Annotated in this window: 10 protein-coding genes and 1 riboswitch; of the genes, 3 read left to right on the top strand and 7 right to left on the bottom strand. The window is 73.9% G+C overall.

Annotated features, from left to right (window positions below; genetic code table 11):
• Window positions 1-10: 10 nt before the first annotated feature.
• The 5 genes from CPE01_RS05300 to gdhA form a co-directional block, all read right to left on the bottom strand.
• Window positions 11-1,933 (bottom strand): oxidoreductase, encoded by a 1,923-nt coding sequence (locus CPE01_RS05300; RefSeq protein WP_146805607.1) that lies wholly within the window; start codon window positions 1,931-1,933, stop codon window positions 11-13.
• Window positions 1,934-2,118: 185 nt separating this feature from the next.
• Entirely contained in the window at window positions 2,119-2,490 is a 372-nt protein-coding gene (locus tag CPE01_RS05295) for a sterol carrier family protein (protein ID WP_146805606.1), read from the bottom strand.
• A 152-nt stretch (window positions 2,491-2,642) separates the two neighbouring features.
• Window positions 2,643-3,743 (bottom strand): ribosome small subunit-dependent GTPase A, encoded by a 1,101-nt coding sequence (gene rsgA / locus CPE01_RS05290; RefSeq protein ID WP_146805605.1) that lies wholly within the window; start codon window positions 3,741-3,743, stop codon window positions 2,643-2,645.
• 165 nt (window positions 3,744-3,908) lie between these two features.
• Window positions 3,909-4,940 carry a glycoside hydrolase family 6 protein gene (locus CPE01_RS05285; RefSeq protein ID WP_246783757.1) on the bottom strand — a complete coding sequence of 344 codons (1,032 nt, stop codon included), beginning with the start codon at window positions 4,938-4,940 and terminating at the stop codon, window positions 3,909-3,911.
• A 140-nt stretch (window positions 4,941-5,080) separates the two neighbouring features.
• Complete coding sequence (gene gdhA, locus CPE01_RS05280; protein ID WP_146805604.1) at window positions 5,081-6,415, bottom strand: NADP-specific glutamate dehydrogenase; 1,335 nt, start codon at window positions 6,413-6,415, stop codon at window positions 5,081-5,083.
• Window positions 6,416-6,610: 195 nt separating this feature from the next.
• On the opposite strand from gdhA, the gene CPE01_RS05275 reads away from it, so the two are divergent.
• The 3 genes from CPE01_RS05275 (at window position 6,611) to CPE01_RS05265 (ending at window position 9,322) form a co-directional block, all read left to right on the top strand.
• Window positions 6,611-7,420 (top strand): hypothetical protein, encoded by an 810-nt coding sequence (locus CPE01_RS05275; RefSeq protein ID WP_146805603.1) that lies wholly within the window; start codon window positions 6,611-6,613, stop codon window positions 7,418-7,420.
• Complete coding sequence (locus CPE01_RS05270; RefSeq protein ID WP_146805602.1) at window positions 7,417-8,379, top strand: hypothetical protein; 963 nt, start codon at window positions 7,417-7,419, stop codon at window positions 8,377-8,379. Before CPE01_RS05275 ends, CPE01_RS05270 begins: the two co-directional genes overlap by 4 nt.
• Window positions 8,380-8,421: 42 nt before the next feature.
• A riboswitch (SAM riboswitch) is annotated at window positions 8,422-8,529 on the top strand.
• A 25-nt stretch (window positions 8,530-8,554) separates the two neighbouring features.
• Entirely contained in the window at window positions 8,555-9,322 is a 768-nt protein-coding gene (locus CPE01_RS05265; RefSeq protein ID WP_146805601.1) for an NAD(P)H-dependent oxidoreductase, read from the top strand.
• Window positions 9,323-9,491: 169 nt separating this feature from the next.
• Here CPE01_RS05265 and nhaA read toward each other — a convergent pair whose 3' ends face one another.
• Both nhaA and purL read right to left on the bottom strand, forming a co-directional pair.
• Window positions 9,492-10,793, bottom strand: a complete 1,302-nt coding sequence (nhaA, locus tag CPE01_RS05260; RefSeq protein WP_146805600.1) for a Na+/H+ antiporter NhaA — start codon at window positions 10,791-10,793, stop codon at window positions 9,492-9,494.
• Between the two features lie 132 nt (window positions 10,794-10,925).
• Entirely contained in the window at window positions 10,926-13,271 is a 2,346-nt protein-coding gene (gene purL, locus CPE01_RS05255; RefSeq protein ID WP_146805599.1) for a phosphoribosylformylglycinamidine synthase subunit PurL, read from the bottom strand.
• Window positions 13,272-13,507: the final 236 nt, after the last annotated feature.

Raw genomic sequence — 13,507 nt, 5'->3', positions numbered from 1 at the left:
GTCCCGGGGCTCACAGCGCGAAGGCCGCCTCGAAGCCGGCGTTGACCGCCTCGGCGACCTTCGCCGGGTGGACGCAGTCACCGACCGCGTGCACCTTGGCCCGGCCCTCGAGCGCGTCCGCCAGGCTGCGCGCCGCGCGCACGCCGAACGCGGCGACGACCGTGTCCGCCGCGAGCTCGACCGGACCGTCCGGGCCCTGCGCCGTCGCACCCGAGTCGCTCACACGCACCACCGAGTGCCCGGTCAGCACGCGGACACCCGCGGCGTCGAGCCGGCGCAGCAACGTGATCTTGTTGATGATCAGCAGGTCGGCGGCGATCTCGTCGGCCATCTCGACGACGGTCACCTCGTGCCCGTCCTCCGCGAGCTCGAGCGCGAGGTCCACACCCGACAGCCCGCCGCCCGCGACCACGACCCGGCGGCCGAGCCGCGTACGGTCCAGGTGCGCGTCGACGACGTCGACCGCGAGGTCGATCCCGGGGATCGACTGCGGCACCACGGGGCTCGCGCCCGTCGCGACGATGACGTCGTCGACGCCGTCCAGCTCCGGCGAGTCCGCGGTGATCGTCGTGCCCAGGTGGATGCGCACGGGCAGGGCCGCGAGCTGCCGCTCCCACCAGCCGATCATCGAGCGCAGCTCGGACTTGAAGTCCGGCGTCGCGGCGGGCCACAGCACACCGCCGAGGTGGTCCTCGGCCTCGTACAGGTCGACGTCGTGGCCGCGGACGGCCGCCACGCGCGCGGCCTCGAGGCCCGCGGGTCCGCCACCGACGACCGCGACGCGGCGCGGCTGGTCGACGGGCGTGAGCACGCGCTCGCGCTCGAGCCCGACCTGCGGGTTGACCGCACAGCCCAGCGGGAGCGCGAAGAACGCGTTGCCGACGCACAGCTGGTTGCACCGGATGCACGGGCGGATGTCCGCGCGGCGGCCCGCCGCGATCTTGCCCGCCCACTGCGGGTCGGCGATCAGGCCGCGCCCGATCCCGACGAAGTCCGCGTCACCGTTCTCGAGCGCCGCGACCGCGTTCTCGGGCGTGAGGTTGCCGACCGCCATCACGGGGATCGTCAGGACGTCCTTCATCGCGCGCGCCGCGGGCACCATGGGTGCGTCGCCCAGGTAGTACGGCGGGAAGACGTAGTCCATGGCCTCGTACGAGCCCTCGTCGGCCATCATCAGGTCGATGCCGGCGTCCTGGAGGATCCGCGCGATCTCCTGCGACTCGGCGACCCCGCGACCGCCCGGGTAGCGGTGGTCCACCGAGAGCCGGAAGCTCACCGGCAGGCCGGGCGCCGCCTCCTTGACCGCCTGGATGATCTCGACGGCGAACCGGCACCGGTTCTCGGTCGAGCCGCCGTACTCGTCGGTCCGGCGGTTCCACTGCGGGCTCATGAACTGGTCGATCAGGTAGCCCGTGTGGCCGTGGATGTCGATCGCGTCGATCCCCGCGGTCGCGGCGCGCGCGGCGGCCTCACCGAACCGCTGCACCAGCACCCGGATCTCGTCGGTCTCGAGCGGGCGGCACAGCACGTCCGGCGTCGCGTAGTGCGGGTTGTCCGACGCGGAGATCGGCAGCCGCTGCGGGTCGACGACGTTGATGTTGCGGCCGAGGCCCGCGGTGAGCTGCAGCGAGATGAGGCCGCCGACCTCGTGCACCGAGCGCGCGAGCGCGGTCAGGCCGGGGATGCAGTCGTCCGTGTCGACGCGGCACAGGCCGGGGTTGATCTGCTCGTAGTCCTGCGAGACCGCGCTGATCCCGGTCACGACGAGGCCCGTGCCGCCCTTGGCACGCTCGGTGTAGTACGCGATCTCACGCTCGGTGAACAGGCCCTCGTGCGTACCCATCTCGGTCCCCATCGGGGCCATGATCACGCGGTTCGGAAGGGTGAGGGAGCCGATGCGTCCGGGCTGCAGGAGGGGTGAGAAGTCGGTCATGGTGGGGCCTTTCCGGGCTGGCGTGCGGCGCCGGATGCGGCCACGGCGCCTCCTCGAGTTTCTTACCGCCCGGTCGGGATTTGCCGGGACAAGAGTCCCGGCCCCACCCACCGGGCCTGCCCCTCCGCCCGCCGCGTGGGCCGGGGTGGCGCACGGGCGGGCCGGGCGGCGCGCGGTCGGGGTGGTCAGCGGATGCGGGTGGCCTGGAGGGGGAGCCAGTCGGAGAGGTCTGCGCGCTCGCCCGAGGCGTGGACGCGACCGTCCGCGAGCGCGTCCGGCCAGGCCAGCGCGCCCGTGGCGAGCTCGAGCCAGGTCTGCGGGTCGGTCTCGACGACGTTCGGCGGCGTGCCGCGCGTGTGCCGCGGACCGGCGACGGCTTGAACCGCACCGTCGGGCGGGACCCGCACCTCGACGGAGTTGCCGGGCGCCACCTCGGCGAGCTCCTCGAGCGTGAACCGCACGGCGGTCCGGCGGGCGACGACGGACGACAGGTCCGCGCGCCACGCCGCGAGCGCCGCGCGGCCGGCGGCAGGATCGGTACGACGACGAGGTGGCACGGCCCGATTGTCCCCCGCAGACGAACACAGCACCGCACCACTGGGCGGACCGCGCGAGCGGTGCGTGCGCACCGGACCAGGACGCGTCAGCCATGTGTGCGCGGCCGCACCAGGACGCGTCAGCTGTTCATGGGCGGCAGGACCGGGGCGGGTCAGGGGCGTGGAGCGCCGGCTCCTCGTTGGCCGCGGTGGTAGGCCTGGGTGATCCGCTTCCAGCGCGCCTTCTCGGCGGCGGCCAGACGCGCGTCGACCCGGCGCTCCTGGTAGGCGGCCTCACGCTCGAGCTTGCGCCAGCTCGCGAAGCGGCGCTGGTCGAGCTCGCCGCCGTCGAGCGCGGCGAGCACCGCGCAGCCCGGCTCCCTCGTGTGCGAGCAGTCCGCGAACCGGCAGCGGGCCGCGAGCTCGGCGACGTCCGCGAACGTGTGGTCGAGCGCGTCGGCGTCGGCGACCAGGCCCACGGCTCGCAGGCCCGGGGTGTCGATGAGCATCGCGCCGCCCGGCAGCGGGACCAGCTCGCGGTGCGTGGTCGTGTGCCGACCGCGCCCGTCCTGCCGACGCTCGCCCGTGGCCATGATCTCGCGGCCCGCGAGCGCGTTGACGAGCGTCGACTTGCCCGCACCCGAGGGCCCGACGACGACGAGCGTCACCCCGGGGCCGAGCAGCGCGCGCACCGGCTCGAGGCCCTCGCCCGTCGCGGCGGAGACGACGTGCACGTCGACCGCGAGCGCCGCGGCCGCGACGTCCTGGGCCATGCCGTGAGGGTCGGGCACCAGGTCCGCCTTGGTGAGGACGACGACCGGCTGCGCGCCCGACCGCCACGCGAGCGTCAGGAGCCGTTCGACGCGCCCGAGGTCGGGGTCGGGGTCGAGGTGCTCGACGACGAGCACGACGTCGACGTTCGCGGCGAGCACCTGCACGTGCGACGTGCGGCCGGCGGTGTCGCGCACGAGCGCGGAGCGGCGCGGCAGCACCGTCGCGACGAGCCCGGACTCGGGGTCCAGCGCGACGAGGTCCCCCACGGCCACGGTCGTCCGGCCCTCGTCGGAGTCGGCGAGCCCGTCCCGTGCCAGACCGGCGCGCAGCGGCTCGGGCCGGCCGTCACCGGAGTCCGCGAGCCCGTCGTCGGCGCGGGGCGCCTGCACCGGCTCGGCCGCCGCCTCGGCGGTGTCACCGGGGTCGCCGGAGGGACCGGCGGGTACGACGAGCACCGCGGTCCGCTCGGCGCGCACCACGCGCCACTGGCCAGAAGTCACGCCCCGACGCTAGGCCGCCCCCACCGACCCTCTCCAACGATTTCCGGGCCGTCGCCGCCGACGCGACGTCAGAAGCACGCGACGTCGTCGGCGGCACCTGACGACCTCACGCGCACCTGACGACCTCACGCCGGCGTGCCGATGTCGAGCACCGTCGGCCCCGCGTCACCCGGCCGCGTTGCGGGCCAGCTCGAGGGCGATCTCCTGCCACCAGCGGCCCGCCTCGGGGCCGCCGTTGCACGCGCCGTCGGACTCGCCCGGCGCCTTGACCCACAGCAGCGCGTCGAGCGCCGTGCCGTCGTCGACGAGGCGCGGCGCGTCGCCCAGCGCGCGGCCTCGTGGGTTGCACCACTCGCCGTTGCTGCCGTTGCCGTTGCGCGAGGTGTCCACGACGAACCGCAGCCCGCCGAGCGCCGCCGACACCTGCTCGCCGTAGGCGCGCGAGTCGGCCGTGGTCTGGTAGTTCGACGTGTTGAGCGCGAACCCTGCGAGGTGCTCGGTGCCGACGAGCGCGATCCGCCGCGCGGTCTCGGCGGCCGGGTGCCAGCCCGAGTGGCCCGCGTCGAGGTAGACGCGCGCACCGGCCTCGTCGAGCACGCGCGCCGCGTGCGCCAGGAAGCCCACGCGGTCGCCCTGGCCGTCGCAGTCGCCGAGCTGCGCGAGCGCGTCCGGCTCGAGCACGACGATCGGGGAGCCCTGGATCCCGCTCGCCACCGTCTCGACCCACGCCGCGTACTCGCTCGTCTCGACGCCGCCCGCCGAGTGCAGGCCGCAGTCCCGCCCGGGGATCGCGTACACGACGAGGACCGCGGTCGCGTCGGCCTCGACGGCACCCGCGGTGAGCGCCGCGACCTGGTCGCGTGCGGTCGCCGCGTCGACCCAGTCCCCGATCCACGTCGCCTGCGGCTGCTGCGCGATCCGCGCGAGCAGCTCCTTGTCCTGCCCGGCCGCCGCCTGCCACGCCGCGGCGGCCTGCGAGCCCGGCGCGAGGTAGAGCGCGCCCGGGCTGGCCGCGTCGGGGGTCGGGCCCGCGGCCGACGAGGTCGGGGTCGCGTCGGGCGTCGCGGCGCCGGTCGCGGGCGGGGCCGGGTCGTCCGACGACGAGGTGGGCGGGGTCGTCGGGCCGTCGGTGGCGCTGCATGCGGCGAGCAGCACCGCGAGCGCGACGAGGGCCGCTGCGCGGCGCACGGATCTCACGGGGCAGATCCTGCCGTTCCGGCGGGGGTGTCCGGGCGCAGACACGACGAAGGCGGCGAGGACGTGCTCCTCGCCGCCTTCGTGCCTGCTCCGCCCTGCTCGGCGCGTGCTGCGCCGAGTCCGGAGCCTCGCGGACCGGATCAGACCAGGCCGAGGGCCAGCATCGCGTCGGCCACCCGGACGAAGCCCGCGATGTTCGCGCCCGCGACGTACGAGCCGGGCACGCCGTACTCGTCGGCCGTCGCGAGGCAGCGGTCGTGGATGTCGCCCATGATCGCGGCGAGGCGGTCCTCGGTGTGCTCGAACGACCACGAGTCACGGCTCGCGTTCTGCTGCATCTCGAGCGCGGACGTCGCGACACCGCCGGCGTTGGCCGCCTTGCCGGGCGCGAACTTCACGCCCGCCTCCTGCAGCAGCGTCACGGCCTTGGGGGTCGTGGGCATGTTCGCGCCCTCGGCGACGATCTTGACGCCCGACGTGATCAGCGCGCGTGCGTCGTCGTCGTCCAGCTCGTTCTGCGTGGCGCACGGCAGTGCGACCTGCGCGCCGACCTCCCACACCCGACGACCCGCCACGTACACCGCGCCGCGGCGCTCGGCGTAGTCCGAGACGCGCCCGCGCTCGACCTCGCGCACCTGGCGCAGCAGGTCGAGGTCGATGCCCTTCTCGTCGAGCACGTAGCCCTGCGAGTCGGAGCACGCGACGACCTTCGCGCCGAGCTGCTGGGCCTTCTCGATCGCGTAGAGCGCGACGTTGCCCGCACCCGAGACGACGACGCGCTGACCGTCGAACGACTCGCCGAACGTCTTGAGCATCCGGTCGGCGAACATGACGGTGCCGTAGCCCGTCGCCTCCTTGCGGACCAGCGAGCCGCCCCACGTCAGGCCCTTGCCCGTGAGCACACCCGACTCGTAGCGGTTGGTGATGCGCTTGTACTGGCCGAACAGGTAACCGATCTCACGCCCACCGACGCCGATGTCACCGGCCGGGACGTCGGTGTACTCGCCGATGTGCCGGTACAGCTCGGTCATGAACGACTGGCAGAAGCGCATGACCTCGCCGTCGGACTTGCCGCGCGGGTCGAAGTCGGAGCCGCCCTTGCCGCCGCCGATCGGCATGCCCGTGAGCGCGTTCTTGAAGACCTGCTCGAAGCCCAGGAACTTCACGATGCCCAGGTAGACCGACGGGTGGAACCGCAGGCCGCCCTTGTACGGGCCGAGCGCCGAGTTGAACTCGACGCGGAAACCGCGGTTGATCTGCACGTTCCCGGAGTCGTCGACCCACGGGACCCGGAAGATGATCTGCCGCTCCGGCTCGCACAGGCGCTCGAGGACCGCGGCGTCGGTGTAGTCGGGATTGCGGACGAGGACGGGTCCGAGGCTCTCGAAGACCTCGTTGACCGCCTGGTGGAACTCGCGCTCACCGGCGTTGCGCGCGAGCACCTGCTCGCGGGCACGCTCCAGCTGCACCTGCATTGTTCGGCTCCGCTCTGCTCCGCGTACCGGGGATGAAGGACGCGGTCAGGCTAGTGATGACCGGCCGAGCCCGTCCGGGACTCCCGCCCTGTGGACACCGAGGCGTCGGGCCTCGGCTGACGTTCCTCAGTATCACGCGCACCGTCTCGGGGCACCTCTCGGGTACGCAGCGAGCACTCCGGACGGGGAGGAGCCATGCGACCGACGACCGTCCCACCCAGCGGCAGCCCGCCGATCGTGGCCCGGCACGGTCCGGCCGCGCCCCGCAGCACCGTCAGGCCCACCCGCCCGGCCGCCCGGCTCCTCGTCGTCCTGGCGACCCTTGCCGTCGTCGCGGCGTGCGCCGGGCCGCCCGGGGAGCCGACGAGCGCGACGGTGGACGCGGTCACGCAGGCGAGCGGACCGGGCGGGACGCCCGACGAGCCGTCCGACGAGCGCGAGCCCGCGACGCCCCGCGGCGGCGAGGAGCCGCAGAAGCCGCCTGGCCGGCAGCCGGTGGTCACGACGGCACCGCCCGTCGACGGGATCGCGAGCTTCGACGGCGTGGCGTCGTGCGGCACGCTGTTCTGGAACGGCGGCGTCGCGGGCGTCGAGCTGACCGACGGGATCACGTTCCACGTCGAGCGGCTGGAGCTCAGCGGCGACGACTGGCGTTTCGACGACGCCGCGTGCGGCGACCTCGCGTCCGGCGGGGTGTGCGTCGACGTGGACCTGCCACCCGACGGGTGCCGGCTCTCGGCGGTCCCGGTCGACCCCGAGCACCTGGACCTCGAGGCGACGGTCCGCGCACGCGGGTGGCTGCGGTGCGCCGAGACGGTCAGCGACGCCGACTGCGCGCACGCCGTCGAGCTCATGCTCGCCGCACCGGGCGGGCCGCTCCCCCTCGTCGACGAGAGCCAACGTCCCTTCTTCGACGACGGGTCCGACGAGCCGTCCGACGAACCCTCCGACGACCCTTCCGACGAACCGGTTGAGGACCCGGGCGACGACGGGGACCAGGGATGAGCGACGAGCCGCGGCGTGCGCTGCCCGCGTGGCTCCCGGTGGTGACGCAGTTCGTCGCGCCCGCGACGTTCGTCTCGGCGTTCCTCTTCTACTACGGGTACGCGTTCACGCGGTCCGAGCTCTGGTACTTCGGGCTGGACGTGGACACGGTAGGGCTCTCGCCACGCGAGTTCGTCATGCGCTCTCCGAAGTCGCTGGCCGTGCCGCTCGTCGTGCTGACCACGCTGTTCGTCGCGACGGCGGCGGTCCATGCACGGCTCGAGGCGCGGGCACGCGCGCTGCGGGCGGCCCCGGACGGCGTCGAGCGGCTCGCCGAGCGTGCCCGGGCGGCCACGGCCGCGGGTGCGAGCGTCCTCGGGATCGGGGTGCTGCTCCTGCTCGCGTACGCGTGGTGGGGGTCGTGGGTGTGGCTGCCGCTCGTCGCGGCGGCCGTGATCGCCGCGGGCGCCCTCGCGACCGCGGGTGCGCTGCGGTACGTGCCGGACCGGCCGACGGGCGTCGTGCCGGGCCTGTGGGTGCTCGTCGTCGCCGGGGTGCTGTGGGTCGTGTCGATCACGGCGGGCTGGGCGGGCGTCGGGTTCGCGCAGCAGACCGCTCGCCACCTGGACGACCTGCCGCTCGTCGTGCTCGACACGACGACGCCGCTGCGCCTGACGGACACGACGATCACCGTCGAGGACCTGTGCGTCGTCGACGACCCCGACGACGAGGTGGCGCCCGCCCCGGACGAGGCCTGCGTGGCTGCGCAGGCACCGCGCTGGCGGCACCGGGGCCTGCGGCTGCTCGTGCAGGGACCGGACGCGATGTTCCTCGTCCCGTCGTCGTGGGACGCGGGTGCGACGACCGTCATGGTGCCGCGCGACCGGCCCGCCCAGTGGCAGTTCCAGTTCGTCAACCTGCCGCCGGGCGACGCCCGTGGACCGTCCGGTCCCGGTCCATCTGACGAGATTTCCGACTGATCCAGTACACATTTTCAGCGCCGCTGCTATACCCCTCTGCCAGGTCACGAGAACCAGCGCCAAGCCCCGGCTCGCTGGTCGGCAACCCCGGTCACGACGGGGTGCTCCCGGGGAAGACCGGGCCGGCCCGCGGGCCGGCAACCGTGACGGACGAGGGAAGTGCGAGGGCACGCAGATGAGCACGCAGACAGTCCGACCCACCGTGGTGGTGGTGTCCGGGAACCCGCGCGAGGGATCGCGCACGCTGGGCGCCGCCCAGCAGGTCGCGGCCGCGGTCGCCGCGCACGTCGCCGGCGAGGTCACCGCGACGATCGACCTGGCGGGCATCGCCGCCGAGATCCTCACGAGCGACCACCCGCGCGCCGACGCCGCGCGCACCACGCTCGCGGACGCCGACGTCGCGGTGGTCGCGACGCCGGTCTACAAGGCGTCCTCCACCGGCCTGCTCAAGGCCTTCCTCGACCTGTACGGGCCCGACGGCCTGGCCGGTGTGGTCGTCGTCCCGCTCGTCGTGTCGGGCAACCCGGCGCACGCGCTCGTCGGGGAGGTGCACCTGCGGCCCGTGCTCGTCGAGCTCGGCGCGGTCGTGCCGACCCGCGCGCTCAGCGTCACCGAGGCGGACCCCGGCCTTCGCCGAGTTGTAGCCACAGCCCTGCACGTGTGCCGTCGTGAATGCTGTCTGGCTCAGCCACCACCGGTAGCTGACGCGGGCGGTCGAGTCATCGCCCCACCCGCCGCACCCGCTCGTCGAGGCCGCGCTCCACGCTCCTCCGATGGGGCCCCACGCGGTGCCCCCGTGGGCGGCCGCAGCTTCGATCGCATCCTCAGAGCGGCCCGGTACGACCGTCCCATCGGTATAGATCAGCGGTGTGCCGAGCGCCATCTCCGGATCGACTGTCACCGTGGTGCTCTGCTGGGCCACGGGCGGCAGAGAGGCGATTAGTTCCAGGCTCAGCGCGGGGTTCCGCTCGGTCACTGGAAGGCTGCGCAGGTGAGCGGCGGTCGCCGCTGAGGGCCCGTCGTCTGTCGGCGGTGCGGCCGTCGCCTGCAGCGTCCCACCGATCCAGGTGCTCACGACGACCAACTCAGTGGGCAGATCTGCCGCCGGGTGCCTAGACCCCGCGCCCCTGGAAGACGTCCGGGACACCGTCCGCGTCGGCGTCCACCGCCTCCGCCTCCTCGATCGCCCGGTAGGCACGGTTGCGCGCCCGCAGCAGCGCGGACGCCAGCAGCGACGCCACGACCGAGCCCACGAGCACGCCGACCTTGACGTGCTCGGCACGGAGCTCGGAGTCGAACGCGAGCTCACCGATCAGCAGCGAGACGGTGAACCCGATCCCGCCGAGCACGCCGATCGCCACGACGTCCCACCAGCTCAGCGACGGGTCGAGCCGCGCACGCGTGAGCCGGGCGACCACCCAGGTGGTGCCCAGGATGCCGACGAGCTTGCCCACGACGAGACCCGCCACGATCCCCAGCGCCACCGCATCGGTCAGCGCCGATCCCAGGCCGCTCAGGCGGCCGAACGTCACCCCCGCCGCGAAGAACGCGAACACGGGCACCGCCACCCCCGCGGACAGCGGGCGCAGCCGGTGCTCAAAGTGCTCGGCCAGCCCGGGGCCCGCGTCCGGACCGCCCGCGCGCCGGCTGCGCAGCACCGGGACAGTGAAGCCCAGCAGCACGCCCGCGACGGTCGCGTGCACCCCGGAGGCGTGCATGAGCGTCCAGGCACCGAACGCGAGCGGGAGCAGCAGCCACCACGACCGGATCCTGCGCTGCACCGCCAGCGCGAACAGGGCGATCGCCGCGAGCGACCCCAGAAGCGGCACGACCTGCACGGTGTCGGTGTAGAAGACCGCGATCACCGTGACCGCGAGCAGGTCGTCGACGACGGCCAACGTCAGCAGGAAGGTCCGCAGCGCCGCGGGCAGGTGCGTGCCGACCACGGCCAGGACCGCGAGCGCGAACGCGATGTCGGTCGCCGTCGGGATCGCCCAGCCGTGCAGCGCGTCGCCGCCGGCGCGTGAAGCCACCGCTACGTAGATCACCGCGGGGACGGCCATGCCACCCACGGCCGCCAGGATCGGCAGCGCGGCGCGGCGCGGGTCGCGCAGGTCGCCGGCGACGAACTCGCGCTTGAGCTCGAGCCCGACGACGAAGAAGAAGACCGCCAGCAGGCCGTCCGCCGCCCACGTCCCCAGCGACAGGTGCAGGTGCAGCGCGTGCGGGCCGACCTCCAGGTCGCGCAGCGCGGTGTACGAGTCGGCCGCCGGGGAGTTGGCCCAGACCAGCGCGGCGACCGTGGCCAGCAGCAGCAGCGCGCCGCCGACGGTCTCCTTGCGCAGGATCTCGGAGATGCGGCGGGTCTCGGGCCACGAACGGCGCGACAGGAGCGACGGGGCGGAGCTGGGCATGCGCGAGGGTCCTCACGGGTCGACGACGATGACGCCGACCAGACTTCCCGGCACTCCAGCGCCCATCGTAGGGCGTCTGGTCGACGCCGCCGAGCTGGCTCGGTGCCGCAGGCGCCCCGGGCGCCCGAGGTGTCAGCCGAAGTGGCGCGGGAGCGTCGCCTCGAACACCTCGCGGGCCTCGGCCAGCGGGATCGTGAACAGACCCTCGACCTCGAGCGCGGGGCCCGCCTCCTCGTCGTCGGACGCGACCTCGGCCGTCTGGCCCAGCTTGAGCGCCGGCACGCCGCGCGCGACGCACAGGTCCGCGAAGCGCACCTCCTCCGAGCGCGGCACCGCGACGAGCGCGCGCGCCGTGGACTCCGAGAACAGCGCCTCGAACGGCGTCACGCCGTCGCGCTCGCACAGCGCGTCGAGCGACACGCGCGCCCCCACGCCGAACCGCAGCGACGACTCCAGGAGCGCCTGCACGAGGCCGCCCTCCGACAGGTCGTGCGCCGCGTCGACCAGGCCGTCGCGCGACGCGTTCTGCAGCACCGCCGCGAGCGCACGCTCGGCCGCGAGGTCGACCGCCGGCGGCAGGCCACCGAGGTGCCCGTGCTCGACGTCCGCCCACGCGGAGCCGTCGAGCTCGGCGCGCGTCGTGCCCAGCAGGTACACGGCCACGCCCGGGGCCGTCCAGCCCGACGCCACCGCGTCCGCGACGTCGTCGAGCACGCCCAGCACACCGACGACGGGCGTCGGGTGGATGGCCGAGTCGATCTTGCCGGGCTCGCCCGTGCCGTTGTAGAGCGAGACGTTGCCGCCGGTCACCGGGACCTCGAGCACCTGGCACGCGTCGGCCAGGCCGCGGATCGCCTCGACGAGCTGCCACATCGAGTCGGGGTGCTCGGGGCTGCCGAAGTTGAGGCAGTCGGTGACGGCGAGCGGGCGCGCGCCGGTCGTCGCGACGTTGCGGTACGCCTCCGCGAGCGCGAGCTGCGCACCCGTGTACGGGTCGAGCTTGCCGTAGCGGCCGTTCGCGTCGGTCGCGAGCGCGACGCCCAAGCCGGTGGCCTCGTCGACCCGGACGACGCCCGAGTCGTCGGGCTGGGCGAGCGCGGTGTTGCCCTGCACGAAGCGGTCGTACTGCTGGGTCACCCACTCCTTGGACGCGAGGTTCGGCGAGCCGAGAAGCCGCAGCGCGGTCGCGCGCAGCTCGTCGGGGCTCGTCGGACGCGCGAGCGACGCGGACGTGTCCGCGTTCAGGCCGTCCTGCCACGCGGGGCGCGCGTACGGACGGTCGTACACCGGACCCTCGTGCGCGACGGTCTTGGGGTCGACGTCGACGATCCGGTGGCCGTGGTGGTCGATCGTCAGGCGCCCCGTGCCCGTGACCTCGCCGATGATCGCGGTCTCGACGTCCCACTTCGAGGTGATCGCGAGGAACTCCTCCAGCTTGGCGGGCGTGACGACCGCCATCATGCGCTCCTGCGACTCGGACATGAGGATCTCGCCCGCCGTGAGCGTGGGGTCGCGCAGCAGCACGTTCTCGAGGTCGACGTGCATGCCGCCGTCACCGTTCGAGGCGAGCTCGCTCGTCGCGCAGGAGATGCCGGCCGCACCCAGGTCCTGGATGCCCTCGACGACGCGCGCGGCGTACAGCTCGAGGCAGCACTCGATGAGCACCTTCTCCATGAACGGGTCGCCGACCTGCACCGACGGGCGCTTGGACGGCTTGGTGTCGTCGAACGTCTCGCTCGCGAGGATCGAGGCCCCGCCGATGCCGTCGCCACCCGTGCGCGCGCCGAACAGGACGACCTTGTTACCCGCGCCGGACGCGTTCGCGAGGTGGATGTCCTCGTGCCGCAGCACGCCCAGGCACAGGGCGTTGACCAGGGGGTTGCCCTGGTAGCTCGCGTCGAACACGAGCTCGCCGCCGATGTTCGGCAGGCCGAGCGAGTTGCCGTAGCCGCCGACGCCCGCGACCACGCCGTGCACGACGCGCGCGGTGTCGGGGTGGTCGACCGCGCCGAACCGCAGCTGGTCCATGACCGCGACGGGACGGGCACCCATCGAGATGATGTCGCGCACGATGCCGCCGACGCCCGTGGCCGCACCCTGGTACGGCTCGACGTACGACGGGTGGTTGTGCGACTCGACCTTGAACGTCACCGCCCAGCCGTCGCCGATGTCGACGACCCCCGCGTTCTCGCCGATGCCGACGAGCAGGTGCTCCTTCATGGCCGGCGTCGTCTTGTCGCCGAACTGGCGCAGGTGCGTCTTGGAGGACTTGTAGGAGCAGTGCTCCGACCACATCACCGAGTACATCGCGAGCTCGGCGGCGGTGGGCCGGCGGCCGAGGATGTCGCGGATGCGCTGGTACTCGTCGGGCTTGAGCCCGAGCTCGGCGTAGGGCTGCGCGAGGTCGGGGGTCGCGGCGGCGTCCTCGACCGTGTCGTAGTGCTGGTCGCTGCTGGGGCGCGCGGGTGCGGAGGTCATCGGTTCCCTTGGGGCGAGATCGCTCGCGGCCTGCGCTGGTCGGCAGGGCACGGCCGTCGTCGGAGGACGCCCCCAGGATAGCGACGCCCGACGAGCCCCCGGGCCGGTGTCCAGACCGGCGCAGGCACGTCGGCCGGGCCGCCGACGCCCGTGCGCGCACCTCGCGTCGCACCACGCCGCAGCCTGCGGTCGAGGCCTCCGCGACCCTCGTCGCAGGAGCCCGGCCCCGAGCGATC

Origin of the sequence: Cellulomonas persica, from assembly GCF_007989825.1 — a bacterium.
Lineage (GTDB): Bacteria > Actinomycetota > Actinomycetes > Actinomycetales > Cellulomonadaceae > Cellulomonas > Cellulomonas persica.
The sequence above is the reverse complement of the archived record's forward strand: the minus strand, read 5'-3'. Positions and strand labels throughout refer to the sequence as shown.